The following is a 26,711-nucleotide window of genomic DNA, read 5'->3' as shown; positions in this document are numbered from 1 at the left end:
GCCAAGGTTAGTTTTCATTTTATTCCTTGGGGCAAGGTTATGCTCTACCAACTGAGCTACTTCCGCATTCGTTTATTTTATTCTTATCGTTCTCTTACGACTTTTTGTTGGATGTTCCTTGCCAAGGTTAGTTTTCATTTTATTCCTTGGGGCAAGGTTATGCTCTACCAACTGAGCTACTTCCGCATTCGTTTATTTTATTCTTATCGTTCTCTTACGACTTTTTGTTGGATGTTCCTTGCCAAGGTTAGTTTTCATTTTATTCCTTGGGGCAAGGTTATGCTCTACCAACTGAGCTACTTCCGCATTCGTTTATTCATTGCGATTTCGGATTGCAAAGATAGTGGTTCGTTTGTTTCTGACAAAGAAATTGAATCAAAATTTCAGCAAACGGACTATTTTTTCGAGATATTGAGCATCGATTTCATCGAAAAAAGCTTCTTGATCACTGTCAACATCGAGTACAGCGATCACTTTCTCATTGTCGATAACAGGCACAACAATTTCGGATTTCGATAATGAACTGCATGCAATATGTCCGGGAAAAGCATTTACGTCAGGGACGACAAGTGTCTTACTGTTTTTCCATGCAGTTCCACAAACTCCTTTTCCAAATCCGATTCTGGTACAGGCAATCGGCCCTTGAAACGGGCCTAAAACGAGTTGATCGACTTTTACGATGTAAAAACCGATCCACAAAAAATTAAATGTGTCTTTCAATGCAGCACACAAGTTAGCCATATTGGCGATTGTGTCGGATTCCGAACCGATCAGAGAAACGAGTTGCGGAAATAATTCTTCGTATTTGCTTCTTTTGTCTGTGGCTGAAACAGATATTGCTTCACTCATTTTTTGTTGGAAATTGATCGTATTAAAAATCGCATTATCGCGTCATTTAGCCGTGATAATGCGATGTAAAAAATTATTTTAGCAAGATTATTTACTGCCCTGCCTGCTGTTGAGCATCTTGTATCATTTTTTCATTCGGAAGAATGTAAACTTCTACGCGACGATTCTGAGTTCTTCCCTCAACAGTGCTGTTGTCTGCCACCGGCTGTGTGGATCCGAATCCTTGGGCAATCATTCTCGAACCGCTAACACCTTTGGAAACCAAATAATTATACACAGATTCAGCACGACGCTGAGATAAAGGATTGTTGATCTGATCGTTTCCGGTGCTGTCCGTATGACCGTAAATTTTGACGTCGGTATCGGGATTGTTCAACAACGATTCGGCAAACTTATCAAGCGATGCACGACTTTCAGTATTTAATGTACTCGAGTTTGTTGCAAACAAAATCCCTGATTCGAAAGTAACTTTAATAGCTTGTCCATCATTTACTTTCTCAACTTGGGCACCTTCGATTTTCTCGAGCTCTGCTGCCTGCTTGTCCATCTTGTTACCGATTATGGCTCCTGCGGTTCCACCCAAAACTGTGCCAATTCCTGCTCCTATGGCAGCTCCTTTGCCTCCTCCGGCAATTGCTCCGATACCTGCACCCAAAGCAGCTCCGGCACCGGCACCGATTCCACCTCCCTTAACAGTATTGCTGGCTCCACAACCCGATAATACAATTGCGCCACCTAAAACTGCGATGGCAAAAACCTTCGAAATAACTTTCATTGTCGTTTTTGTAATTAAATAAATATTGTTGTTAATAAAAAAAAATGTCTAATCAAACAAATTCAGAGAATCGCAATACGCCAACTCACCGGCAACAATTGCTTCTATCTCTTCTTCTTTGAAATCTCGGATTTTATCCTTCATCGCATTTTTAATGACGTATTCAAGCAGTTCGTCCTCATCAATCTCCACTTCGGTATCGTCATCTCCATCCAGAAATCCTTTTTCGTCGTAAAAATCGTACATGAGATCTACAACGTAGTTGATTTCGTCGTCGGAGAAACTGTTTTGCATCTCTTCGGAGATGAATTTTCTGATAAATCTAATGGAATCGTCCTCATCGTATTCCAATATTTTATTATCCTTGCTCATACTTCGTTAAATTGAGTTAGTTGTTTGATGAAAATTCATTGAAATGGTTTAATGTCCGACATAGAAAATATTAAAAAATTAAACATTTAATTAAACTATCTCACACCTTTTCCTATCTTAAAACAATAGTAGCGAAAATATGTTCATAAAGGGAAAGTAATATTTAAGCCATACAATATCCCATTGATGAACGATTTGCATCGGAGAAATTTTATTAAAAACCGATCGATTTTCGATCATCATACAAAAAGATAATTGTACTTTTGTAGAAACGTAAACAATTTTTTCAACTTGATTTTTACCTCCGAATATGAAAAATTTAAACTCAAATGAATTAATCGATTTTGCACGAGAAATCACCACGGCTTCTTTATCTGATTTTAAGGCTACAACAGATGATCCGATCGTGAAAAAATATCTCGAAACCATCTCATCAATTACAGATGAGTTGGAGCAAGCTCTTGCCAATATTCACAGCAATGAGATAACCCTTAAAACACTTGAAGCCGACCGAGTAAGAGATCGTGCTTTATCGGTTTTCAGACGATTGATGCAAACATACGAAATGAGCGAGGAGAACTCGCCGGAAGCAATTGCTTATGAAGCATTGAACGAACTTTGGATGGATAAATATGATCCACTTCCCTTCATGAGTTTGAATGTGGAAACTCAAGGAATCGATGAGCTTGTTTTTGATTTAAGCTCTTCAAAATATTCTGATTACGTCAAAACACTTAAGTTGGAAGATGTTCTCTTGTCTATAAAGAATGCGAACGAATCATTTAAGCAAATGGTGGGCGAACATCATCAAACCGATAAATTGAAACCCAACTATGATGCAAGGGAACTGAAAAAAGAACTTTTCGAAACGCTTGAGCAGTATGGAGCATACGTGAACAATCTTTCGGAACTTCCCGATCACAAAGATATGCAAAGACTATCCAAAATATTGGCAGATACGCAACAACGTATCGAGAAACAAACACAAATACCTCTTACCAATTCATCCGAAACGAATAAAACACAAAACAGCAAAGATATTGCATAATTTTGTCGACACAATTTCAATATTTCAGGAATATGAGAAAAATAGAAAAAACCGGAAAATCGAAAAAACTTACCGTATATTCTTTGGTTACCCTTGTGACAATTGTATTGCTGCAATCATGCGGCAGTGTGCCGGTAACAGGACGCAAGCAACTTCTTCTTGTTTCGGACGATGAAGTAATTTCATTGAGTTTGAAACAGTATCAGGAGTATATGAATACGGCAAAAGTAATAAAAGGAACGAAAGATGCCGAAATGGTTGCTCGTGTAGGACAACGACTTGCCTCTGCCGTCGAATCCTATCTTTCAAACAACGGTTATGCAACGGAGATTCAAAAGTATAAATGGGAATTTTCGCTCGTTCAGGACCAGAGCGTCAATGCATTCGCAATGCCGGGCGGAAAAGTTGTCATTAATAGCGGATTGATTCCTGTTGCGGGAGATGAAGCTTCGTTGGCAGTAGTTGTCGGGCACGAAATTGCGCACGTTGTAGCCAAACACGCCAACGAACGACTGAGTCAGCAAATAGCCCTCCAATACGGCGGAGCTATGGCCGGAAATATTTTGGGTGGTGCGGCCGCATCCGAATTGGGACAGACAGTTTTCGGACTTGGAGCTCAGGTAGGTGTTATGCTTCCTTATGCCCGTAAACAGGAATATGAAGCCGACAGACTTGGCGTCATTTTCATGGCAATGGCCGGTTACGATCCGCGTGTTTCTGTGCCCTTCTGGCAAAGAATGGCCGAGAGTGCAGGGGGAGGAAATAATTTTGAATTTTTAAGCACCCACCCCACCGATGCTAATCGTATAAAACAATTGCAAAGCGTTGTACCTGAAGCATTGAAGTTTTATACGGGAAGCACAACAAATCAACCGAACGCTTCGAGCACAAACAAAACATCAACCAATACTTCAAAAGATTGGACATTCTGACAAAATCTCCATATTACCAAAAAGCCCTCCGGAATGGTTAAATATTCCGGGGGGCTTTCGTTTTCTGTTTTTCATCTGCATCCTAACACAGGCACGAAACCAGATTGCGATCACCATAAGCATTATCCACTCTCGCCACATTCACCCAAAACTTGTTTTGAGCAACGAACGGCAACGGATATATAGCTTTACTGCGAGGATAAGCATGTTTCCATTCATCGGCAACAGCTTCGTATTCGGGATGCGGAGCATTCACCAATACATTGTCTTCGAAGGTATATTCTCCACGCGAAACTTCGATGATTTCGTCATGAATCCGGAGCATTGCATCTACAAAACGATTTAGTTCGGCAAGACTTTCACTTTCGGTAGGTTCAATCATTAAGGTGCCGTGTACGGGAAACGACAACGTAGGCGCATGATAACCATAATCTATCAATCGCTTGGCGATATCGGTCTCGGTTATTCCCGAAATTTCTTTCAGACCACGACATTCGAGGATCAACTCATGCCCCACTCTTCCTTGTGCCCCCCGATATACAATTCCGTAGGCATCCTTCAGCTTTTCAGCCAAATAATTGGCATTGAGAATGGCCATCTTCGTCGCTTCCGTCAAACCGTCAGCTCCCATCATCTTGATATAGGCATAGGTTATCTCGAGCACTCCGGCACTTCCGTAAGGAGCCGCAGATACCGCATTGGTAGCTTTATCAAACATCACGGGATGTCCGGGAAGAAACGGCACGAGACGTTCGCTCACGCAAATAGGGCCTACTCCCGGTCCACCTCCACCATGAGGAATGGCGAACGTTTTGTGCAGATTGAGATGACAAACATCGGCACCAATAGTTCCCGGATTCGTAATGCCGACTTGTGCATTCATGTTCGCTCCATCCATATAAACCAAGCCGCCTGCCTCGTGAATGAGACGACACATCTCCTTGATTTTTACTTCGAAAATTCCGTGAGTGGAAGGATAGGTAATCATGAAAGCAGCCAAATTATCGCGATATTCCTCTATTTTGTTTCGAAAATCTTCGAGATCCACATTTCCTTTTTCATCCGTAGCCACAGTAACCGGCGTATAACCCGCCTGCACAGCGCTTGCCGGATTAGTGCCATGCGCCGAAGCGGGAATGAGCACGATGTTGCGATGCCCTTGTCCGATACTTTCCAGATAACTTGCAATCGTAATCAAACCGGCATATTCTCCCGCAGCACCCGAATTAGGTTGCAGACTGACTCCTGCAAAGCCGGTAATTTCGGCGAGCATCGATTTTAGTTCATCGATCATTTCAAGATAACCTTCTGCCTGATCGGTAGGAGCATAGGGATGAATTTTCTGAAATCCGGCATATCCGAGCGGAAGCAGTTCCGATGCTGCATTGAGCTTCATCGTGCACGAACCGAGAGAAATCATTGAATGAGCCAGCGAAATATCTTTGCGTTCTAATCGTTTGATATACCGCATCAATTCGGTTTCGGTATGATAACTGTTGAAAACCGGATGCGTGAGAAATGGCGAAGTACGCAAAAAATTGTTTCGCAGCGAAATTTTTTCAGGCAGATCGTCAAACATAAAAACCCTCGAACTGCCCGCTGCCATTGCAAACACGGCAAGTAATTCGTGGGCACGATAATCGTTGGTCGTTTCGTCGATGCTTATCCCGATTTCGCCGGTTTCGAAATAACGAAGATTAATGGATCGAAGTTCGGCATTGTTTTTAATATCCTGAATCGAAATATCCGAAGGTAAGGCTATTTTTAATGTATCGAAAAATTGTTCGTTCAATTGTTTATAACCAAGCTCCCTTAATTCGTCGGAGAGATGCGAAGCAATAGAATGTATCCGCCGGGCAATGGTTTTGAGGCCTTCGGGGCCATGATATACGGCATAAAACGACGACATGGTAGCCAACAAGGCTTGAGCCGTACAAATATTCGAAGTAGCCTTTTCGCGTTTGATATGCTGTTCGCGGGTTTGTAAAGCCATACGCAGCGCCTGTTTGCCATAAGCATCTTTCGAAATGCCGATGATTCTGCCCGGCATGTTTCGTTTGTATTCTTCCCGAGTTGCAAAAAAAGCAGCAGACGGTCCGCCATAAAACATCGGAATTCCAAATCGCTGGCTACTGCCGAATGCAATATCGGCACCCCATTCTCCGGGAGGAGTCAGCAACACGAGAGCCAGTAAATCGGTAGCTACGGCTACTTTGCAGTCGGCAGCATGCGCTTTTTCGACAAATGAACGATAATCTTCTACCTTGCCGTCACTGTCGGGATATTGAACAATGGCACCAAAATAATTCACATCCAAATTTACGTTTTTATAGTCTCCAACCACAATATCGATGCCCACACGACTCATCCGCGTTTTTAAAACCGCCAGCGTTTGCGGAAAAATATGTTCGTCCACAAACAACGATTGGGCTCCGGCCTTTTGCTTTTCTTTCGAGCGAAGCGAATGCATCATTGTGGCAGCTTCAGCTGCTGCAGTAGCTTCGTCGAGCAACGACGAATTGGCAAGAGGCAAGCCGGTCAAATCGCTTACAACTGTCTGAAAATTGAGCAATGCTTCCAGTCTGCCCTGCGAAATTTCGGCTTGATAGGGCGTATAGGAGGTGTACCAGACAGGATTTTCGAACACATTGCGATAAATAACGGCCGGTGTTATAGTATCGTACCATCCCATGCCGATATAGGAAGCAAAAATTTTGTTTCTGGATGCCAAATGAGCTATCTCTTCCGCATATTCCTGTTCGGACAAAGCAGCAGGCAACACTAATGGATTTTCGAGCCGGATGTCCTCGGGAATGGTTTGATCGATTAATTCGTCGAGCGATGACACGCCAATCGCATCAAGCATGACTTTCATATCATCGTCTCCAACTCCGAGATGACGCGTTTTGAAATGTTCAATTTTCATATTGTTTCAAAATTTGTTTTGTGAGATGCAATAAGGAATTTCCTTACTGTAAATCCAAGATTAAGACAAGTGTGATGTGGTTTATTCTTGTGAAAAAAATCAAAAACTATGATTTCATCCCTACAAATGGATTGTATTTTTTCTCATTTGCTATCGTTGTAAATGGTCCGTGACCCGGATAAACAATCGTTTCGTTGGGAAAAGAAAACATAATATTTCGTATTCCGTCCACCAGTGTTTCGTAATTGCCCCCTTCTAAATCGGTACGCCCGATACTTCCATTAAAAAGCACATCGCCGCCGTAAACCGAACCGGATGGCTCATGATAGAAAACCAAACTGCCGGGCGAATGGCCGGGAACGTGGAAAACTCTGAGAATCTGATTCCCGAATTTGATTGAATCGCCGTGGTACAAAAATGTACCGATTGTCGGAATATTTATGCTCGCATCATCGAAACCAAATGCCCGTAATTGTTCCGGAAGACTTTCGAGAAGAAATAGATCGTCGGGATGAGCTTCGGCTGAAATGCCAAATTGGGATGCAATAAAATTGTTGCCAAAAATATGATCGAAATGCAGATGCGTATTTAAAAGGTGTTTTACAACCAAATCATTATCGATGATATAATTGAGCAATAAAGCTTTTTCGTCTGGATAATAACAAGCAGGATCTATTACTACACACTCGCCGGTTTCATCGGAAAGCACATACGTGTTTACCGCCAATGGATTAAATTCGAATAATTTACTTTTCATCTACCTGTATCGTGTATCGGAAAGCAACATACTTGCATTCCGCCTACAAATATACATGTTTCTTCGATAATCTTTATCGTGAAACGTATAAATGGTGCTTTCAAATTGGCAGATACACAATTTTTTTTGTTTTAAAATAAGGCTGAGGGAAATAAACAGAAAGATCGGTTATCTCTACCTGCTTTCGATATCGATGAATTTCGGAAGTCAAATCACCACCTTTCAGACAAATAATGCCGTTGGGAAGTGCATTATGCTGCTCATTCGAGATATTTTTGCGCGTTACTTTTACTAAATCGTCAAGCGGCATTACCGCGCGACTAACAACGAAATCGAACTTTCTTTTTTCGTCCTCGACGCGAGCATGATTAAAAGAAACGTTTTGTAAACCGACGGTTCTTGAAATTTCTTGGGCAACGCGAATTTTTTTACCGATGCTGTCGAGCAACAGAAATTGAACATCCGGAAAGAAAATTGCCATCGGAATACCCGGAAAGCCGCCTCCCGTACCTACATCCATGATGTTTGTTTTGGGCGCAAAACGAATATATTTGGCAATGGATAGCGAATGAAGCACATGATGCAACGGCAATTCATCGATATCTTTGCGGGAAATAACATTAATTTTCGAATTCCATTCTGCGTATAAATCGGGCAACAGCTCGAACTGTTCGAGTTGTTTATCGGATAGGTCGGGGAAAAAAGACAACAACAATTCTCTCATTTCAAATCTCTGCTAATTTCCAAACAGTTGTATTTTCACGCAAGAGGTGGCGAATCTCTTCGTAAGGAATAAAAATAACCGGGGCACTGATAAGATAGGCCGAGTATTCCCCTTTGTTGAAAATAAATGTGATCCCTTTTGCATCAATCAAAAAGTTTCGGTTTGGAACTATTTCGTTAACTCCGAAGTAACCAAGCTGTTCTAATTCACTTATATCATTCACGCCGTTCTGTTTGAGGAGCTTGTTGATAATGATTCGACGTAATTGCGGTTCGTATCCTTCTATGAAAATATCCTTTTCTGAAAGAATATTTCCTGTTTTGAGATCGATGACAAAATTCCTGAAAGTTTCATACGATTCACTTCCTCCTTTATTACTCACACTCCTAACCTGCAGCGAAATAAGATCATTTTGATTGTAGGTGACAGTATCGGTGAGTGTTTCATAATAGGAATAGAATTCGCTTCGCGGTTCATCTGCTTCTTCCTCCGAAGTGAAATATGAACTATCGGTTAAGGCCGTAAGCGGGTCTTTATCGAACCTGTTTTCTCGAAAATTTCTGGCATCTTGCCTGTAACGTTGGAAATAAGTGTCAATATATGATTTTGCGGCTTGCTGCAATGAAATCCCGGTATTGGATTGTCCGAAAATACAACTTGTCCAAAGATTGGTCAACGTGTCGATATTCATTTTTTTTGAAGCTACGGGATAAACCAGTCGGATTTCCAGATTGCATGAAGATTTGGAGGGGTCGTTGTCAAGAAACATTTGTTGCGATAAATATAAAGTATCGAACACAACATCATTATCTTGCGGGATATTTGATTTTTTGGTATTACAAGCGGAGAAAATAAATACCGGAATCAAAAATAAAGGTATAAATGTGATGTTTTTAAACATATTATTTTTCTTTCCTGTTAATTTTAAACGAACATCGTATTCATTTATTCGAAAATCATGACGAAAAAAGTTAATCCCATCCCATTTACAAAAGCGACGAATACAAAGTTGCAAATTATTTTTGTAAAGCAACGTCCATAATTTAAAAATTTTACTTATCTATCCGATATTTTCATTTTGTTCCACATAGCAGCAACCTGACACAACTCGTCATACCACTCCTTTCCGAATCGTCTCACCAGGGGCTCTTCCAAAAATTGGAACAACTTTACTCCATTTCGGTTCGCGGCTCTTATTGCAGGACTGCAAATTGACCAACGATCGTAGTTCAGTGCAGGCAATCCGTTGACAGTGCTCTCTCGAATGGGATAAAGATGACACGAAACAGGCTTTTGTACAGAAATCCGGCCTTCGCGAAAGGCTTTATCGATAACACATTTGCATATTCCGGTTTCTTCAAAACAAGTGAAAACACATTCCTTTCCTTTAATAATGGAAGTAACCAACTCCCCATCGGTATCCACGTAGGCAATGCCCTGTTTTTGGATAAGCTCCTGAGCCGCAGGCGACAATTCGTCCCAAATTAATGGCAATATGCCTTTAATTTCTTCATACTCACTCTCTGTGAGGGAAGCACCCGAATCACCTTCTACACAACAAGCCCCCATACATTTGGGCAAGTCGCAACAGAAATTCGCCTCTAAAATGTCATCCGACAGAATCACGTCTTGTATTTGAATCATCTTATTTTAATCTGAATGGTTGTGAGGTAGAAATTTGTTTGAGTTTTTTAAGGAGTATCACACAAAGAATGGCACTTGCGACGGAAAGCATAATCAACCACAATGTAACCGGAGGATTATTCACTTGATCAAGTGCTTTTTCCCCCACAAAAAAATTAACGACAATTACGGAAGCATTATTAAAAAAATGAGCCTTAACAGGCACCCACAAATTTCTACTAAACAAAAATAAATATCCCAACAATGCACCTAAGATCAATCTTGGGAAAAATCCGAAGAATTGCAGATGTATTGCACTAAAAATGAAAGCCGTAATCCAAACTGACCCGTGTCCGCTTTTTGTCCATGATTCTACTTCGCGTTGCAATACTCCGCGAAAAAAAAACTCTTCAGAAACGGCTGTGAATGCTCCGATCAATAAAATATTCGAAATAAAGCCCAACAAATCCTTTCCTTGAAGTAACTTTTGAGTGACGGCTTCGGCTGCCTGTTCCGAATTGCGCATCCATGCCTCGATATCGGCCAACTGTTTTGGTAAGATCATCCGCTCGTTGAGTTGTGTTGTAAGCGAAATCATTGGCATGGCCACGACAAAAAGCAATATGGCGGAGGTAATAAATTTATAAAAATTCGAACTTTTCTGAAGATTTAAATACTTCGAAGGCGAGTCTGTCCAAACTGCTATGCAAATTGCAGGTAAAAAAAACATGAAAAGACTCTGCAAAAAGGTATTTAACCTGATAAACCATACGCTATCGCGATCGTTCCAACCGAAAATACCCGAAAAGATTGTAATAAATGCTCCCGTCAAAAAAAGCCCAATGAAAGAGCATAAAAAAAGATGAAAAATTCTCGAAACCGGCGTGGAATTCTTTAATAATCGCATCATGGATTCATCATTTTAAACGACAAAAATAAACAAATTCGGCCAATGTTGATAAACGAGACTTGCACTATTTGGCATGAAGAGAATTACTCCGGCCAATCATTTGAAAATAATTTTGCAATTTGGAAGAATAACCGTAATTTTGCACCTCAAAAAAAATTGAGTTAAAGCCAATCGAAAAAACTTGATTTTCAGTCTGAACAGAATTTAAGAACAAAGGTTAGAAACCAACAAAGACGCTGTAATGAATATAACGCTTAACAAAACGGACAACGTAAATGGTGTAATAGCCATAGAAATCGAAAAACAGGATTACGCCGAAAAAGTAGAAAACGAACTGAAACGCTTTCGTCAAAAAGCATCTATACCGGGATTCAGACCAGGGAAAGTACCTGCCGAAATTATCCGGAAAATGTACGGCAAATCGATACTCGCCGATGAACTCAACAAGTTGGTGAGCGATGAACTGTTTAAATACATTCGCGAAAATAATCTTGAGATTCTTGGCGAACCACTTCCTAACGAAACGGACCAAAAAACAATCGATTTTGACAAGGACGAAACATTCGAATTCAAATTCGATATTGGCTTTGCTCCCGAATTTGACCTGCCATTGAGCGCCGAAGACGAACTCACATATTATACCGTGAAACTCGAAGACGATTTGCTGAAACAGCAACTCGAAGCCTATAAGACAAATTACGGAACTTATCAATCGGTTGACGAACCGGCACTGGAAAACGACTTGCTGAAAGGCACTCTTACTGAGTTTGAGGACGGTGCGCCTAAAGAGAACGGGCTGATTATCGAAAATGCCATTTTGATGCCTTCGTATGTGAAAGACGAAGAAATCAAAAAAAGCCTTACCGGCGTGAAAGTTGGCGACAAAATTGTTTTTAATCCAAAAAAAGCATACGACAACAACGAAGCCGAAGTGGCCTCACTTTTGCAAACTACAAAGGATAACATCAAAGATGTAAATTCGGACTTCGAATTCGAGGTAAAAGAAATTACCCGTTACCAAGAAGCCGAAATGAATCAGGAGCTTTTCGATAAAGTGCTGGGGCCGGGTGTAGTGAACAGTGAAGAGGAATTTGCCGAAAAAGTGGCCGAATCGCTCAATAATCAGTTTAAGCCCGACAGCGATAATCTGTTTATGCGCGAAGTGCGCAAATTATTTTTAGAAAAGCTGAAAGATGTCCAATTACCGGATGCATTCCTTAAACGCTGGCTTTTGGCTTCGGATGAAAAGAAGACACAGGAATCTGTTGAGGAAGAATATCCACAGATGATGGAAGATTTAAAATTTCTGTTGGCTAAAAACAAAATTGTGAAACAACTGAATATCGAAATCAAATCGGAAGATGTTCAGGCAAAAGCCGAAGAAGTGGCTAAAGCCCAATTTGCACAATACGGGATGAGCAATCTTCCTGCCGAAACGTTGAAAAGCTACGTCAACAGCATGCTTTCGAACGAAAATACGGTGAGAAATATCATTCAAAATATTGAAGACGAAAAGGTGATCGATTGGGTGAAACAAACCGTTAAAGTAATCGATAAGGAAATTTCGACGAAAGAATTGAACGAACTCTTTACTGAAGAAGAGCATAATCATTCGGAGGAAGAACACCACCACGATCATTCTTCGGAAACTGAAACAGAAACCGAAAAAGAAGCATAACGATTTTTTTGATCATAACATTTCGTTCGACGAAAGTTTTTACCCGTTTTTTACAGACAAAGCAACAGATATTTCAACTAAACATGTTAACTTTGTTCTGAAAGAATAAACAAGGTAGGAACTTTCGTCATTTTTATATCTTTGGCATCTTATTTGCTAAGATTAAACATTATACAAAGAAAGGAAAATATGAAAAACGATAACGATTTCAGAAAATATGCCGTCAAACATTTAGGCATGAACGGCTCACGGCTTGACAGCTACATGAAAATAACCAGCGATTATGGTTATATCTCGCCTACCATCATTGAAGAGCGTCAACTGAATGTGGCTCAAATGGATGTTTTTTCGAGATTGATGATGGATCGCATCATCTTTTTGGGCACTCAGGTAGATGACTATACGGCAAATGTGGTGCAAGCCCAATTGCTATATTTGGATTCTTCGGACCCGGGGAAAGATATCTCGATATACATCAACTCGCCGGGAGGATCGGTTTATGCCGGTTATGGCATTTACGACACCATGCAGTTTATTTCGAGTGACGTATCCACAATCTGCACAGGTATAGCCGCATCGATGGCAGCCGTGCTGCTGGTGGCAGGTACGCCTAAGAAACGATTTGCGCTGACGCATTCGCGTGTGATGATTCACCAGCCGCTTGGTGGCGTTCAGGGTCAGGCATCCGATATCGAAATCACTGCACGCGAAATAGCAAGAGTAAAGCAAGAATTGTATTCGATCATTTCCAAACACTCAGGCCAACCGGTTGAAAAGGTTAGTAAAGATTCCGATCGCGATTTCTGGATGAGTGCTGCCGAAGCCAAAGATTACGGAATGGTGGATGATGTATTGGTAAGTAAAAAATAATACTCAATCAGGACAGATGGCAAAAAAAGCTAATAGTAGTAATCACTGCAGTTTTTGTGGAAGAAGCGAAAACGAAGTAACCTTGCTTATTTCCGGAGTATCGGGGTTCATTTGCGACATGTGTGCCGAGCAGGCGCATGAGATCGTGAATGAAACCTTTAAAGGCTCCGAGAAATCGCGCCTTGACATTTCGCTAAGTACGCTACCCAAACCAAAACAGATTAAAGATTTTCTGGATCAGTATGTGATTGGGCAAGATGCCGCCAAACGTTTTTTGTCCGTGTCGGTTTACAATCATTACAAACGTATTCTGCAAAAGAATATGAAAGACGATGTGGAAATCGAAAAATCGAACATTATCATGGTTGGGGCCACCGGAACGGGGAAAACGCTTCTTGCACGCACCATTGCGAAAATGCTGCAAGTTCCTTTCACCATTGTGGATGCCACAGTACTCACCGAAGCCGGCTATGTTGGAGAAGATATTGAAAGTATTTTGACCAGGCTTTTGCAGGTAGCCGACTATGATGTTGCCGCTGCCGAACGAGGCATCGTGTTTATCGACGAAATCGACAAAATAGCCCGTAAGGGAGATAACCCGTCCATCACACGTGATGTAAGTGGCGAAGGCGTGCAGCAAGGCTTGCTGAAATTGTTGGAAGGTTCGGTGGTGAATGTGCCGCCACAAGGAGGCAGGAAACATCCCGAGCAGCGCATGATTTCGGTGAACACGAAAAACATCCTGTTTATCTGTGGCGGAGCTTTTGATGGCATAGAGAGAAAGATTGCCCAACGTCTCAATACGCATGTGGTGGGTTATTCGTCGAGCAAAGAAACGGCCCGTATCGATCGGGAAAATTTAATGCAATATATCACTCCGATGGATTTGAAAGCCTTCGGACTGATTCCCGAAATTATAGGTCGATTACCCATTCTTACTTATCTTGAACCATTAGATAGAGATGCCTTGATGCGTATATTGGTAGAACCACGCAACTCTATCATTAAGCAATACGAAAAATTATTCGAGATGGATGGAATTGCATTGACTTTCGATAAAAGCGCATTTGAATTTATCGTCGATAAGGCTATCGAATTCAAACTCGGTGCAAGAGGATTGCGGTCTATTGTTGAAGCGATTATGATTGACGCTATGTTTGCGTTGCCGTCGGAAACCAATCGAAAAAAACTGCATATTACACGAGAGTATGCCGAGGAGCACCTCGAAAAATCGGATTTTGGCAGATTGAAAGTTGCTTGACAGGCAATTTTGTCCCTCATCTGGTAGATTTAACTAACAGGTCTGTAAAATCTTTAACAGACCTGTTTTTTGATATTTCGTTCGTAAATTATTAACATATAGGGATTTTCAACTGTTTTAATTGTGCTTTGCGCAACTTGTTCACTCATTTCTGTAAAGCATCTCGAAAAAAATTCGGCCCACTATGTTTTCAAACTACATTTTTTTGTTGTATTGAAAAATACAACTATATTTGTTTCTTCCAATAAAGAAATTGCATTGGGAAAATGAATCCCTAAATTTGGGGAATTGGGTTTATGAAAAAACAGGACACGCTGTACGAAGGTCTAAAAAAATATTTCGGGTTCGATACCTTCAAGGGCAACCAGGAGGCCATCATTCGAAGTATCCTTGATGGTAAGGATACTTTTGTTCTGATGCCGACAGGTGGCGGAAAATCTCTTTGCTATCAATTACCGGCGCTATTATCGAAGGGTACGGCTATTGTAATTTCGCCACTTATAGCTTTGATGAAAAATCAAGTTGACGCTATCCGTAATTATCACGAAGACAATGGTATCGCTCACTTTCTAAATTCATCGCTTACGAAAGCAGAAATCGAAAAAGTGAAAAAAGACGTTATCGAAGAAAAAACCAAGCTGCTATACGTTGCCCCCGAATCGCTCACAAAGCAAGAAAATATCGATTTTCTTAAAAATATAAACATTTCGTTCTATGCCGTAGATGAGGCTCATTGTATATCGGAATGGGGGCACGATTTTCGTCCTGAATATCGTCGCATCCGACCCATCATCAACGTAATAGGTCCCCGTCCGGTGATTGCCCTTACGGCTACGGCTACGCCAAAAGTTCAACACGATATACAGAAAACGCTGAACATGATTGATGCAGCCGTTTTCAAATCGTCTTTCAACAGACCAAATCTATATTACGAAGTAAGGCCCAAAACCGAAAAAGTGGATGCGGAAATTATCCGATACATACTCGGTCAGAAAAACAAATCGGGAATTGTATATTGCCTTAGTAGGAAAAAAGTGGATGATTTCGCCGAAATCCTGCAAGCCAATAATATTGCGGCTCTACCCTATCATGCCGGCATGGATGCTGCCACCCGAAGCGCCAACCAGGACGCTTTCTTAATGGAAAAAACCAATGTTATTGTTGCTACAATCGCATTCGGCATGGGGATCGACAAACCTGATGTGCGATACGTCATTCATTACGATATACCCAAAAGCCTCGAGGAATATTATCAAGAAACCGGACGTGCGGGTCGAGATGGTGGCGAAGGCAAGTGCATTGCATTTTATTCTCGAAAAGATCTCGAAAAATTGGAACGTTTCATGCAGGGGAAACCTATTTCGGAACAGGAAATCGGGAAACAATTACTACTCGAAACAGCTGCCTATGCCGAAACATCCATTTGTCGGAGACAAATGCTTCTGCATTACTTCGGCGAAGAATACAACGAACCTAATTGCGAAAATTGTGATAATTGTTTAAATCCTAAAGTTAAAGTGGAAGCAAAAGATCTATTAATTACGGTTTTGGAAGCTATAACAGCGCTCAAAGAAAAGCACAAAACCGACTATGTAATCAATTTTCTACTCGGAAAAGAAACCTCCGAAATCGAAACATTCGGTCATGATCAGTTAGAAGAATTTGGATCAGGTTCCGACGAAGAGGAAAGTACATGGGAATCCGTTATTCGTCATGCTTTGTTGGAAAATTATTTAAAAAAAGACATCGAAAATTACGGACTTCTCAAAATAACAAAAAAAGGGAAAGATTTTTTAAAAAATCCTGTTTCATTCAAAATAACCAAAGAGGAAGAAGATAATCCTGACGAGCTCGAAGTTGAAGGCGATGGCGCAATAACGACCGGCGGGGGTAGTTTTGGGGCAGTCGATCCTGTTCTGTTCGCCATGATGAAGGACTTACGGAAAAAAATGTCGAAGAAACTAAACGTTCCTCCCTATGTGATTTTTCAGCCGGCCACCCTCGAAGCTATGGCGACTACCTATCCGATTACCCTTGAGGAATTGCAAAATATGCCCGGCGTGGGACCCGGAAAAGCCAAACGCTACGGAAAAGAGTTTATCGAATTGATTAAAAAGCATGTCGAAGAAAACGAAATCGAGCGTCCCGAAGACCTTCGAGTAAAAACAGTTGCTAACAAATCGAAACTTAAAGTTTCTATCGTTCAAGCAATTGACAGGAAAGTGGCTCTGGATGATTTGGCAGAATCGAAAGGAATTGATTTCGACGAAATGCTTTCGGAAGTTGAAGCCATTGTATATTCCGGAACAAAGATCAATATCGATTACTTCCTCGAAGAAGTGCTCGATCAAGACACTTTACAAGATATTTACGACTATTTTCAAGAAGCCGAAACCGACGATCTTGAAAAAGCAATTGAAGAATTGCCGGACTATAGCGAAACAGAAATACGCTTAGTACGCATCAAATTTTTCTCCGATATGGCAAACTGACATTTCATACTAAACATATCCGGTTGCGTTGTGTTATTACAACGAATCATTATTTATGAAAAAATGGAATTATTACAGCATATAAACAGTCCCGACGATTTAAAAAAACTTAGCATTGATCAACTCTCGACAGTTTGTGCCGAGCTTCGTGAATTTATTATAGATCAATTGTCTCATAATCCGGGGCATTTTGCTTCAAGTTTAGGAACTGTGGAATTAACTGTTGCACTACATTACCTCTACAATACTCCCTATGACCGAATTGTGTGGGATGTAGGGCATCAGGCCTACAGCCATAAAATACTTACCGGCAGGAGAGACAGATTTCACACCAACCGAAAGTTTGGAGGACTTTCCGGATTTACCAATCCGGCCGAAAGCGAATACGACACTTTTGCAGCAGGGCATGCTTCCACATCCATTTCGGCGGCGCTCGGGATGGCTGTTGCTGCTAACCTTCGAAATGAAGATGACCGACACGTTGTAGCTGTTATTGGCGATGGGGCGATGACCGGAGGATTGGCATACGAAGGACTGAATAATGTTTGTTCCCAGCCCAATAACCTGCTTATTATCTTGAACGACAATAATATGTCCATCGACAATAACGTAGGCGGTTTGCAAGATTATTTGGTAAGGCTCACCACATCGTCGAAATACAATAAACTTCGAAACAGCGTTTATCAAAAATTCAAACGAAATAACCTGATTGACGACGATAAAAAATACTTCGTACTGAGATTCAACAACAGCATTAAATCACTACTGACTAAACAGCAAAATCTTTTCGAAGGTTTCAATATTCGATATTTTGGACCTGTGGATGGACACAACCTCCCCGAATTGATCAGAGTGCTCCATAACATCAAAGATATGAAAGGCCCAAAACTGTTGCATGTGAAAACAGTAAAGGGAAAAGGATTTGCTCCCGCAGAAAAGGCTGCTACCGTTTGGCACGCTCCCGGCATTTTCAATAAGGAAACAGGCGAACGCATTGTTAAAATAAAGACGAACCAGCCTCAACTGTATCAGGACGTGTTTGGACACACGCTTGTCGAACTGGCTGAAAAAAATGAGCAAATTGTCGGAGTAACACCAGCCATGCCCACCGGGTGCTCCATGTCGTTTTTGATGAAGAAATTTCCGGAACGTTCATTCGACGTTGGAATTGCCGAGGCACATGCCGTAACTTTCTCAGCCGGAATGGCAAAAGAAGGGTTGATCCCGTTTTGCAATATCTACTCGTCGTTTATGCAGCGAGCCTACGATCAAGTAATTCATGATGTGGCTTTACAAAAGTTGAAAGTGATATTTTGCCTCGACAGAGCCGGTTTGGTTGGCGAAGATGGTGCTACGCATCACGGAGTGTTCGATCTGGCTTATATGCGCTGCATTCCGAATCTTGTTATTTCAGCCCCACTCAACGAACATGATCTGCGAAATCTCATGTTTACAGCTGTCTATGGTAACGACGGGCCATTCGTAATTCGCTATCCTCGGGGACAGGGAGAAATAGCCAACTGGCAAAACGAAATGAAAATTCTTCCAATCGGTAAAGGCAGAAAATTGAGAGAAGGAAAAAACATTGCGCTGATCTCTATTGGTCAGATCGGGAACGATACAGCCAAAGCCATCGATGCGGCAAAAGCTTTCGGCATTGAAGCAGGACATTACGATTTGCTTTTCCTGAAACCGATCGACGAAGATCTGCTCACAGAAGTGGCCGAAAATTATCGCCACATCATTACTGTCGAAAATGGCGTTATTACAGGAGGAATGGGAGATGCGGTTCTTGAATTTTTGGCAGCACACCATTACACCAACATCGAGGTTACTCGTCTCGGAATCAAAGATCAATTTATTACGCACGGATCTATCCAAGAGCTCAAACATTTATGCAAAATCGATGAAGAAGGCATTTTGAATACGATCCGGGAAGTTGATAAGCGGTTTAAAAATTCCACCATCATTCGACTAAATCCATATCAAATAAACTCACCGAGAGGCAAACACGATACTTCCGCTCGATAACTCCATCTATTTTTTTTTAATTTATCTTCACAAATGAAAATTGTTATAGCCGGTGCAGGTGAAGTTGGAACGCACTTAGCACGTTTACTCGGGCAAGAAAATCACGATATTACGTTGATGGACGAAAACAGAGATCGACTCAATAAAATAAAGGATAATGTCGAACTGATGCCTGTTGTAGGCAAATGTACATCATTGAACGACCTGAATGCTGCGGGCATTAAAGATGCCGATCTTTTTATTGGTGTTACACCCGAAGAATCACGAAATATCACGGCTTGCATGCTGGCCTCCAACCTTGGAGCAAAGAAAACTCTTGCCAGAATTGACAATTTCGAATATTTACTGCCAAAAAATATCGAATTCTTCGAACGTCTGGGTATCAATTCGATGATTTATCCCGAAATGATGGCAGCAAAAGAAATTGTGCAGGCACTTAAAACTCCTTGGACGCGCGTATGGTGGGAGCTATCGAATGGATCGGTTATTCTGACCGGAGCCAAAATAAGAGAAAATGCGCCAATAGCCAATAAATATCTATATGAACTAATTCAGGATAACAAAAAATTTCACATCGTTGCCATTAAACGCAACACCCAAACCATTATTCCTAAAGGAGCCGACCAAATAATCCCGGGCGATATATTGTATTTCACTACTTTGCGCAAGTATTTGGACGAAATGCCTCCCATGCTCGGAAAAAAATCATTCGAAACCAAAAATGTTTTCATCATGGGGGGAAGCCGCATTAGCATGCGCACAGTGCAATATCTCCCTCAAAATATGAAAATCAAAATCATAGAACAAAACAGGGAACGTGCAGAAATGCTGCTCGAAAAAGTACCCTCAAATGTTACCATATTGCTTGGTGATGGGCGCGATGCCGACTTACTTCAAAACGAAGGAATTACGGAGTCGGATGCTTTCATTGCCCTGACAGGCAACTCCGAGGCTAACATTCTGGCATGTTTGGTAGCTAAACAATATGGCGTGAAGAAAACCATTGCCGAAGTAGAAAATCTCGATTACATTAATATGGCCGAACGATTCGATATTGGTTCGGTGATTAATAAAAAAATGATTGCTGCCAGCAAGATATATGAACTGCTCCTCAAAGCGGATGTTTCGAATATCAAATGTTTGACTTTTGCAAATGCAAATGTGGGCGAAATCACGGCCAAGCCTAATTCGAAAGTTACCAAAAAACTGATCAAAAACCTCAATCTCCCGCCCGATATGACTTTTGGAGCGCTGATAAGAAACGGAGAGCCCATCCTTATTGACGGCGAGACTCAAATAGAACCCTACGACCAGGTAGTAGTATTTTTTCTGTCGAAATCAATAAAAAATATCGAAACCTTATTCAATTAAAATATTGTAATACAGTTTTTTTAGAAATGTTGCACTCGCACAAAAGAATATAAAAAAAATAGGAGGAACTTATCATTTTTCCTCCTATTCGTATCAGTGTGAATAACCTTCAACAAATTGTTTTTAATTTTTAAAGAATACCGCATCATCAATGGCATCGATAATAATCGGCTTCGATTTGTCCACCGTTCCGGCAAGTATATCTTTCGACAATTTGTTAAGCACCTTACGTTGAATAACACGTTTAACGGGACGAGCACCGAATTCGGGATCATATCCCGACTGAGCTATACTTTTAACCGCCTCTTCGGTGTAGGTTAATGTGATGCCATTTTCTGCAAGCATTTTGCTTACTCCGTCAAGCTGTAAACGAACAATTTGTTCGATCTCTTCTTCTTTCAACGGAGCAAATACAATGATATCGTCAATTCTGTTCAAAAATTCGGGACGAATAGTTGTTTTCAACATACCCATCACCTGATTTTTGGTGTCTTCGATGATCTCTTCCCTATTTTTTGGCGTGATCTTTTCGAAATTTTCCCGAATCAGATTCGAACCGAGGTTCGAAGTCATGATGATAATGGTGTTCTTAAAGTTCACTACTCTTCCCTTATTGTCCGTTAGACGCCCGTCATCGAGTACTTGCAACAGGATATTGAACACGTCGGGATGTGCTTTTTCTATTTCGTCGAATAACACAACCGAATAAGGTTTACGTCGAATGGCTTCGGTCAATTGACCACCTTCATCGTAGCCGACGTATCCGGGAGGTGCACCGATCAATCGTGTCGCACTGAATTTTTCCTGATATTCGCTCATATCGATGCGCGTCATCATGTTTTCGTCGTCGAACAGATAATCGGCCAAAGCTTTGGCTAATTCGGTCTTTCCTACGCCGGTTGTACCAAGGAAGATAAACGAACCGATGGGTCGCTTTGGATCGCTCAATCCTGCACGATTGCGTCTGATGGCATCGGCTACGGCCGTAATAGCTTCATCCTGACCAACCACACGTTTGTGAAGTTCATCTTCCAAATGAAGCAGTTTTTCGCGTTCGCTCTGCATCATTTTGCTGACCGGGATTCCTGTCCATCGTGAAACCACATCTGCAATATCTTCGGCATCGACTTCTTCCTTAATCATGGCTCGTCCGCCCTGACGCTCGTGCAACTCTTGTTGAAGCATTTCGATTTGTTTTTCCAAATCACGAATTTTTCCATATCGGAGTTCTGCAACTTTCCCGTAATCGCCTTCGCGTTCGGCTCTTTCGGCTTGGAACTTGGCATCCTCGATTTCTATTTTTGCCTGCTGTATTTTGTTGATTAATTCCTTTTCGGCTTGCCATTTAGCTTTATATTCCGCTTCTTCGGCTTTCAAATCTTCGATTTGCTTGGTGAGCTGCTGCTCTTTTTGTACATCGTTTTCGCGACGAATGGCTTCGCGCTCAATTTCGAGTTGTTTGATTTTTCGCATGATTTCATCCAGTTCCTCGGGAACGGAATCCACCTCCATACGCAGTTTGGCGGCAGCTTCATCCATCAGGTCGATGGCCTTGTCGGGCAAGAAGCGATCGGTGATATAGCGATGCGACAATTGCACGGCGGCAATAATGGCTTCGTCTTTGATACGTACCTTGTGATGATTTTCGTATTTCTCTTTCAATCCTCGAAGAATAGAGATAGAATCGGCTTCACTTGGTTCGTCCACCATCACGCTTTGGAAACGACGTTCGAGCGCCTTATCCTTTTCGAAATATTTCTGATATTCGTCGAGTGTCGTCGCACCGATAGCTCGAAGTTCGCCCCGTGCCAATGCAGGTTTCAGGATGTTGGCAGCATCCATAGCGCCTTCGCTTTTGCCGGCACCCACCAACGTGTGAATCTCGTCGATGAAGAGAATAATTTCGCCATCGGATTTAATGACTTCATTTACAACCGATTTCAATCGTTCTTCAAACTCGCCTTTGTATTTGGCGCCGGCAATCAATGCCCCCATGTCGAGCGAGAATATTTGTTTGCTTTTCAGGTTTTCGGGCACATCGCCTCGAACGATACGATGAGCCAAACCTTCGGCGATAGCCGTTTTACCGGTTCCGGGTTCACCAATAAGAATAGGATTGTTTTTCGTACGACGACTCAAAATTTGTAGTACGCGGCGTATTTCTTCGTCACGACCGATCACAGGATCGAGTTTGCCGTTACGAGCTCTGTCCGTCAGATTAATGGCGTATTTGCTCAATGCCTGATAGGTGTCCTCGGCGGACTGACTGGTTACTTTTTCTCCTTTTCGCAGTTCCTTAATAGCCTTTTCTAACTCGTTTTGCGATATTCCTTGCGCTTTCATCAAGTCTGAGGTGGCACTTTTTTCGCTTACAAGCGCCAATAACAGATGCTCGAGCGAAACGTACTGATCTCCCATCTTGGAGGCGGAATCGTTAGCTTTTTGGAACACGGAATTGGTCTCGCGACTCAACATCGGATCGCCGCCCGAAACTCGCGGATAACTTTCAATTTGTTTGTCTAATCCGGATTCAAGTAAGCGAATGTTAACCTCTAATTTTTGGAATAGATAATTCGTAACATTTTCGCCAACCAGCATCACACCTTTGAGCACATGACCGGGTTCGATCATTTGTTGTCCGTTTGCCTGAGCCAAATCGATGGCTTTTTGAACGGCTTCCTGTGCTTTGATAGTAAAATTATTGAAGTTCATATTTTAATCGATTTATTAGCAAATTTATAGATAAGTAAGAATCGAGATTTTCATGCTCCAAATAGACTAAAAGCCAATTCGAATTACTTGCTTCTTACATCCTATTGTTCTCAAAATGTTTGCCAAACAAATAAATATGACTTTTTGACAGCTTTCTCTTACAAATTAAAAAGAAAGGAAAATCGTAAATCGTAAGAATAAATTACTTTAAATCAATATAAATTGATCAAAAAAAGGAGATATACATTCTAAAATTTATATATTTGCCGATTGAGGATATTTTTGAATGATGGCGAAAGTGGAAAACAATAAAACTCACATACAACAACTTACAAACGATCAACTGTTGGAACGATTCCAAACAGAAGACAAAAAAATATATTTTGATGAACTATACAAAAGATACATTCCGTTGCTTTATGGGTTATGCCTCAAATATTTAAAGAATACCGAAGAAGCAAAAAATGCAGTAATGGAAATTTACGGAGAAGTGAGCACAAATCATTCACTCTATATCATCAAAAATTTTCATGATTGGCTCTATACTTTTGCTAAAAATCATTGTCTGCACGAGATGCGTAAAAGCAACAGTCGTCGGTTTGTAGAATTAGTGGATGATAAGGTGAATTTTGAAAAGGAATTTACTTTTTTCGATGACAACCTGTCGTCAGAGGAAGAAAAAGCGCTGGCTGTTTGTTTGAAAAAGTTGAATGAAAACCAACGAAAATGTCTTGAATATTTTTACAATGATCATAGGTCGTATGCTGAGATTGTTGCGACGACAGGAAATACACTCTCAAAAGTGAAAAGCTACATATTTACAGGAAGACGCAATCTGGAAAGATGTATTGCCAAAGAATTGAAAAAAGCTGAAAAAGAGCATTTTGAACAACAATAAATTACAGAAAAAGTTATAGCGTTGGAGTTGAAAGATTACATATCGAATCGCGAAGGTGAAGAGGCTAATCAATTGGAACGTCGATCGATGAATGACCCTTTTCTTCGCGATGCTATTGACGGATTTGATTCCGTCGAAGGAAATCATCTTTCGGCAATTCGTAAACTTGAAGAACAAATAGGAGGGAAAAAAGAAAAAAAACCGAGCAAACCCGGCCCATGGATTTGGATTGTTGTTTTGATCGCGGCTTTGCTTGCTGCTTCGCCTTTTTTGTGGAAAACGATTCGCCAAACTATCGAAAATGCCGGTCAAAAGCATTCGAATCAGAATTTGTCGATTAACGAAAACATACCTGTTTCAAGAGATTCGGCTTTACATACCGATCATTTTGTGAATGAAGAATCCACTTCGCAAAGTGATTCGTTGCCTTACAAGGAAGAAAAATCGTCTCCTTTATCGATTCCGGAGAAATCTGATCAAAAAAAAGCTATCTTTATCCCTCCAACTTTAACTTCTGAAGAGAGTGAGGAATCCAATATCGCCAAATCTCCGGAATTGCAAGAAAAAACACCTGATACTACTGTAAATCAAACGATTGAGTCGAAAAATCCTTCGGAGTCTCAAGCAAACAAAACTCAAATAACCCATACATCTTCTACGTTTGGAGAAAATGAATTTATTTCCTATTTCAAGCGAAATTATGATAGAAGCTTGTGTGAGGGACAAACAATTTCGTTTGTGGTAAATTTTTATGTCAGTCCCACCGGTCATCCGGGCAACATCGCTATTACAGAAAACAATTGTCCGGAAATGGCTACTGAAATAAAAAGGTTGCTTCTTGGATCGCCAATATGGTCGAAAACCAATCGGAGAGTGACGTTACAAATCAATTTGTAATTTTCACATTCATAGCCACTTCCAACAAACAAAACGACCATCCTGAAGAAAGATGGTCGTTTTGTTTGTGTACAATTTTGAAATCGAAGACAATCTTTATTTTTCGGCTATTTCATCGGCGACAATATTAGGCATTTCCAGACCATACCCTTTTCGTTTGTCTTCTGCTTTAAGTAGAAAGGCAAATAAAAGAGCCAGTACCCCGAAACTGGTAAAGATAAGCATCGGAAGTGTATAATCATAAGTATTTACTGTCAGTCCGTCGCGTACGGTTTGTCCCGTGATGCAATATTTGTCGAGCACCCACCCGATTAAAGCAGGAACGCCCATCAATCCCCAATTTTGAACCCAAAAGATTAACGAGTAAGCCGTACCCAGTCGTTTTTCGGGTATAATCTTGGGTACGGAGGGCCACATGGCCGAAGGAACCAAAGAAAAAGCAATCCCGAGGAATACGACGAGCACCATAGCGAAGATCCAACTATCCAGTCCGCGTATAGAAAACAATGCATGGACGATGATCAACAGACTGGCACCGATGATCATAATGGTTGCCCCTTTCCCTTTTTTGTCATAAATGCCGCCGAAAAGAGGAGTGAGCAGAATATTTCCAAACGGCAACAACATGGGAATCAAACCGGCCACATCTTCTTCAACACCAAATTTATTTACCATCAGATCGGTCGCATATTTCAGAAAGGGAAATACGGCAGAGTAAAACAGCACGCACAAAATAGCAATATACCACCAGCCTCTGTTTTTTAAAATCTTGCCGATATCCGATATTTTGAATTCATCTTCCGGATTTACTGTCTCTACGGCTTCAAAAGCTTCGGAAGCATCGAGCTTTTTATCCATGACCACATACATAAAGAAAGCAATCAAACCGATGCAGAGTCCAATCAGTGCAACCAATAATGGACGAGAAACATCAATAACTCCCATAGCTTTGGCAATCGGTACGGAGAAACCCAGTGCCAACGCAGTACCTATTCTGGCCACAGCGACCTGTAATCCCATAGCCGTAGCCAATTCTTTCCCTTTGAACCATTTCACAATAATTTTTGAGACGGTAATACCGGCAACCTCAACACCCACAGCAAAGGTGGCAAAACCAATACTTGCCCAGAATACCTGTGCGTCAAGTCCGAAAAGCATCTGCCCCCTCAGAGCAACGTTGGAAACAGCCCAATATTTTATTGCAGCGCCCAACACCATCACTGCCGCCGCTCCCACTCCCGTGATGCGCACCCCTAACTTGTCGAGGATGATTCCACCGAAGATTAGCATCAACAGAAATACATTAAACCACCCATAAGAGCTGGTGAAAGTGCCATACTCGGCACGCGACCAGCCAAGCTGTCCTTCGAGTAATCCGGCCAGTGGAGCCATGATGTCGGTTAAAAAATATCCGCACATCATCGTAAACGAGACAATAAAAAGTGCCGACCAACGTGCCGCCGCTGAATCCCGAAGTGTCTTTCTAATCTGTTCTACCATTTTTTATACTGTTTTTGATTTATTTTTAGAATGATTCGCGCAAAGGTACAAATAATGACGAATTATGAGTTAATTGACAAACATT

At 41.3% G+C, this 26,711-nt stretch carries 21 protein-coding genes; 10 read left to right on the top strand and 11 right to left on the bottom strand.

Annotated elements, in window-relative coordinates:
* Positions 1-375: 375 nt before the first annotated feature.
* The 3 genes from EJN84_RS03780 to EJN84_RS03770 form a co-directional block, all read right to left on the bottom strand.
* A complete protein-coding gene (locus EJN84_RS03780) occupies positions 376-849 on the bottom strand; it encodes a GAF domain-containing protein (RefSeq protein WP_129594175.1) in 474 nt (157 codons plus the stop codon).
* A 91-nt stretch (positions 850-940) separates the two neighbouring features.
* Positions 941-1,624, bottom strand: coding sequence for an OmpA family protein (locus EJN84_RS03775; protein WP_101487784.1), 684 nt, complete (start codon positions 1,622-1,624; stop codon positions 941-943).
* 48 nt (positions 1,625-1,672) lie between these two features.
* Positions 1,673-1,996: a hypothetical protein gene (locus EJN84_RS03770; RefSeq protein ID WP_101487785.1), complete on the bottom strand. Its 324-nt coding sequence runs from the start codon at positions 1,994-1,996 to the stop codon at positions 1,673-1,675.
* Between the two features lie 310 nt (positions 1,997-2,306).
* On the opposite strand from EJN84_RS03770, the gene EJN84_RS03765 reads away from it, so the two are divergent.
* Together EJN84_RS03765 and EJN84_RS03760 are read left to right on the top strand one after the other, a co-directional pair.
* Positions 2,307-3,044, top strand: a complete 738-nt coding sequence (locus EJN84_RS03765; RefSeq protein WP_129594174.1) for a DUF6261 family protein — start codon at positions 2,307-2,309, stop codon at positions 3,042-3,044.
* 32 nt (positions 3,045-3,076) lie between these two features.
* Entirely contained in the window at positions 3,077-3,976 is a 900-nt protein-coding gene (locus EJN84_RS03760; protein WP_129594173.1) for a M48 family metallopeptidase, read from the top strand.
* Between the two features lie 82 nt (positions 3,977-4,058).
* Here the strand turns inward: EJN84_RS03760 and gcvP are convergent, their stop codons facing one another.
* The 6 genes from gcvP to EJN84_RS03730 form a co-directional block, all read right to left on the bottom strand.
* Positions 4,059-6,902, bottom strand: coding sequence for an aminomethyl-transferring glycine dehydrogenase (gene gcvP, locus EJN84_RS03755; RefSeq protein ID WP_129594172.1), 2,844 nt, complete (start codon positions 6,900-6,902; stop codon positions 4,059-4,061).
* A gap of 106 nt (positions 6,903-7,008) precedes the next feature.
* Positions 7,009-7,659 carry an MBL fold metallo-hydrolase gene (locus EJN84_RS03750; protein ID WP_129594171.1) on the bottom strand — a complete coding sequence of 217 codons (651 nt, stop codon included), beginning with the start codon at positions 7,657-7,659 and terminating at the stop codon, positions 7,009-7,011.
* Between the two features lie 100 nt (positions 7,660-7,759).
* The gene (rsmG, locus tag EJN84_RS03745; protein WP_129594170.1) at positions 7,760-8,383 is read right to left on the bottom strand and encodes a 16S rRNA (guanine(527)-N(7))-methyltransferase RsmG; all 624 of its coding nucleotides are present in this window, start codon (positions 8,381-8,383) and stop codon (positions 7,760-7,762) included.
* Between the two features lies 1 nt (position 8,384).
* The gene (locus EJN84_RS03740) at positions 8,385-9,152 is read right to left on the bottom strand and encodes an RsiV family protein (RefSeq protein WP_165004054.1); all 768 of its coding nucleotides are present in this window, start codon (positions 9,150-9,152) and stop codon (positions 8,385-8,387) included.
* 287 nt (positions 9,153-9,439) lie between these two features.
* The gene (locus tag EJN84_RS03735; RefSeq protein ID WP_129594168.1) at positions 9,440-10,027 is read right to left on the bottom strand and encodes a DUF3109 family protein; all 588 of its coding nucleotides are present in this window, start codon (positions 10,025-10,027) and stop codon (positions 9,440-9,442) included.
* Between the two features lies 1 nt (position 10,028).
* Positions 10,029-10,916 (bottom strand): CPBP family intramembrane glutamic endopeptidase, encoded by an 888-nt coding sequence (locus EJN84_RS03730; RefSeq protein ID WP_129594167.1) that lies wholly within the window; start codon positions 10,914-10,916, stop codon positions 10,029-10,031.
* A 241-nt stretch (positions 10,917-11,157) separates the two neighbouring features.
* Here EJN84_RS03730 and tig point away from each other — a divergent pair, with 241 nt between their 5' ends.
* The 6 genes from tig (at position 11,158) to trkA (ending at position 20,619) form a co-directional block, all read left to right on the top strand.
* Positions 11,158-12,594: a trigger factor gene (tig, locus tag EJN84_RS03725; protein WP_129594166.1), complete on the top strand. Its 1,437-nt coding sequence runs from the start codon at positions 11,158-11,160 to the stop codon at positions 12,592-12,594.
* Between the two features lie 189 nt (positions 12,595-12,783).
* The gene (gene clpP / locus EJN84_RS03720; RefSeq protein WP_101487795.1) at positions 12,784-13,464 is read left to right on the top strand and encodes an ATP-dependent Clp endopeptidase proteolytic subunit ClpP; all 681 of its coding nucleotides are present in this window, start codon (positions 12,784-12,786) and stop codon (positions 13,462-13,464) included.
* Positions 13,465-13,480: 16 nt separating this feature from the next.
* Positions 13,481-14,725 (top strand): ATP-dependent Clp protease ATP-binding subunit ClpX, encoded by a 1,245-nt coding sequence (clpX, locus tag EJN84_RS03715; protein ID WP_129594165.1) that lies wholly within the window; start codon positions 13,481-13,483, stop codon positions 14,723-14,725.
* Positions 14,726-15,021: 296 nt separating this feature from the next.
* Positions 15,022-17,217, top strand: a complete 2,196-nt coding sequence (gene recQ, locus EJN84_RS03710) for a DNA helicase RecQ (protein ID WP_129594164.1) — start codon at positions 15,022-15,024, stop codon at positions 17,215-17,217.
* A gap of 63 nt (positions 17,218-17,280) precedes the next feature.
* A complete protein-coding gene (gene dxs, locus EJN84_RS03705) occupies positions 17,281-19,248 on the top strand; it encodes a 1-deoxy-D-xylulose-5-phosphate synthase (protein ID WP_129594163.1) in 1,968 nt (655 codons plus the stop codon).
* 33 nt (positions 19,249-19,281) lie between these two features.
* Positions 19,282-20,619 carry a Trk system potassium transporter TrkA gene (gene trkA / locus EJN84_RS03700; RefSeq protein WP_129594162.1) on the top strand — a complete coding sequence of 446 codons (1,338 nt, stop codon included), beginning with the start codon at positions 19,282-19,284 and terminating at the stop codon, positions 20,617-20,619.
* Positions 20,620-20,742: 123 nt separating this feature from the next.
* Here the strand turns inward: trkA and clpB are convergent, their stop codons facing one another.
* Entirely contained in the window at positions 20,743-23,331 is a 2,589-nt protein-coding gene (clpB, locus tag EJN84_RS03695; RefSeq protein ID WP_129594161.1) for an ATP-dependent chaperone ClpB, read from the bottom strand.
* 298 nt (positions 23,332-23,629) lie between these two features.
* On the opposite strand from clpB, the gene EJN84_RS03690 reads away from it, so the two are divergent.
* Both EJN84_RS03690 and EJN84_RS03685 read left to right on the top strand, forming a co-directional pair.
* Positions 23,630-24,229 carry an RNA polymerase sigma factor gene (locus tag EJN84_RS03690; RefSeq protein WP_238943916.1) on the top strand — a complete coding sequence of 200 codons (600 nt, stop codon included), beginning with the start codon at positions 23,630-23,632 and terminating at the stop codon, positions 24,227-24,229.
* A gap of 27 nt (positions 24,230-24,256) precedes the next feature.
* Complete coding sequence (locus EJN84_RS03685; protein ID WP_129594160.1) at positions 24,257-25,126, top strand: hypothetical protein; 870 nt, start codon at positions 24,257-24,259, stop codon at positions 25,124-25,126.
* A 96-nt stretch (positions 25,127-25,222) separates the two neighbouring features.
* On the opposite strand, the gene EJN84_RS03680 is transcribed toward EJN84_RS03685, so the two are convergent.
* Complete coding sequence (locus EJN84_RS03680; RefSeq protein ID WP_129594159.1) at positions 25,223-26,626, bottom strand: MFS transporter; 1,404 nt, start codon at positions 26,624-26,626, stop codon at positions 25,223-25,225.
* Positions 26,627-26,711 lie beyond the last annotated feature (85 nt).

Source organism: Seramator thermalis (assembly GCF_004138125.1).
Taxonomy (GTDB): domain Bacteria; phylum Bacteroidota; class Bacteroidia; order Bacteroidales; family Dysgonomonadaceae; genus Seramator; species Seramator thermalis.
The sequence above is the reverse complement of the archived record's forward strand: the minus strand, read 5'-3'. Positions and strand labels throughout refer to the sequence as shown.

Excerpts from the sequence above, each read along its gene's own strand:
- EJN84_RS03780 (WP_129594175.1), bottom strand. The coding sequence starts at position 849 with ATGAGTGAAGCAATATCTGTTTCAGCCACAGACAAAAGAAGCAAATAC.
- recQ (WP_129594164.1), top strand. The coding sequence starts at position 15,022 with ATGAAAAAACAGGACACGCTGTACGAAGGTCTAAAAAAATATTTCGGG.
- clpP (WP_101487795.1), top strand. The coding sequence starts at position 12,784 with ATGAAAAACGATAACGATTTCAGAAAATATGCCGTCAAACATTTAGGC.
- EJN84_RS03750 (WP_129594171.1), bottom strand. The coding sequence starts at position 7,659 with ATGAAAAGTAAATTATTCGAATTTAATCCATTGGCGGTAAACACGTAT.
- clpB (WP_129594161.1), bottom strand. The coding sequence starts at position 23,331 with ATGAACTTCAATAATTTTACTATCAAAGCACAGGAAGCCGTTCAAAAA.
- tig (WP_129594166.1), top strand. The coding sequence starts at position 11,158 with ATGAATATAACGCTTAACAAAACGGACAACGTAAATGGTGTAATAGCC.
- rsmG (WP_129594170.1), bottom strand. The coding sequence starts at position 8,383 with ATGAGAGAATTGTTGTTGTCTTTTTTCCCCGACCTATCCGATAAACAA.
- EJN84_RS03775 (WP_101487784.1), bottom strand. The coding sequence starts at position 1,624 with ATGAAAGTTATTTCGAAGGTTTTTGCCATCGCAGTTTTAGGTGGCGCA.
- dxs (WP_129594163.1), top strand. The coding sequence starts at position 17,281 with ATGGAATTATTACAGCATATAAACAGTCCCGACGATTTAAAAAAACTT.
- clpX (WP_129594165.1), top strand. The coding sequence starts at position 13,481 with ATGGCAAAAAAAGCTAATAGTAGTAATCACTGCAGTTTTTGTGGAAGA.
- EJN84_RS03735 (WP_129594168.1), bottom strand. The coding sequence starts at position 10,027 with ATGATTCAAATACAAGACGTGATTCTGTCGGATGACATTTTAGAGGCG.
- EJN84_RS03680 (WP_129594159.1), bottom strand. The coding sequence starts at position 26,626 with ATGGTAGAACAGATTAGAAAGACACTTCGGGATTCAGCGGCGGCACGT.
- EJN84_RS03740 (WP_165004054.1), bottom strand. The coding sequence starts at position 9,152 with ATGTTTCTTGACAACGACCCCTCCAAATCTTCATGCAATCTGGAAATC.
- EJN84_RS03760 (WP_129594173.1), top strand. The coding sequence starts at position 3,077 with ATGAGAAAAATAGAAAAAACCGGAAAATCGAAAAAACTTACCGTATAT.
- EJN84_RS03770 (WP_101487785.1), bottom strand. The coding sequence starts at position 1,996 with ATGAGCAAGGATAATAAAATATTGGAATACGATGAGGACGATTCCATT.
- EJN84_RS03730 (WP_129594167.1), bottom strand. The coding sequence starts at position 10,916 with ATGATGCGATTATTAAAGAATTCCACGCCGGTTTCGAGAATTTTTCAT.
- EJN84_RS03765 (WP_129594174.1), top strand. The coding sequence starts at position 2,307 with ATGAAAAATTTAAACTCAAATGAATTAATCGATTTTGCACGAGAAATC.
- gcvP (WP_129594172.1), bottom strand. The coding sequence starts at position 6,902 with ATGAAAATTGAACATTTCAAAACGCGTCATCTCGGAGTTGGAGACGAT.
- trkA (WP_129594162.1), top strand. The coding sequence starts at position 19,282 with ATGAAAATTGTTATAGCCGGTGCAGGTGAAGTTGGAACGCACTTAGCA.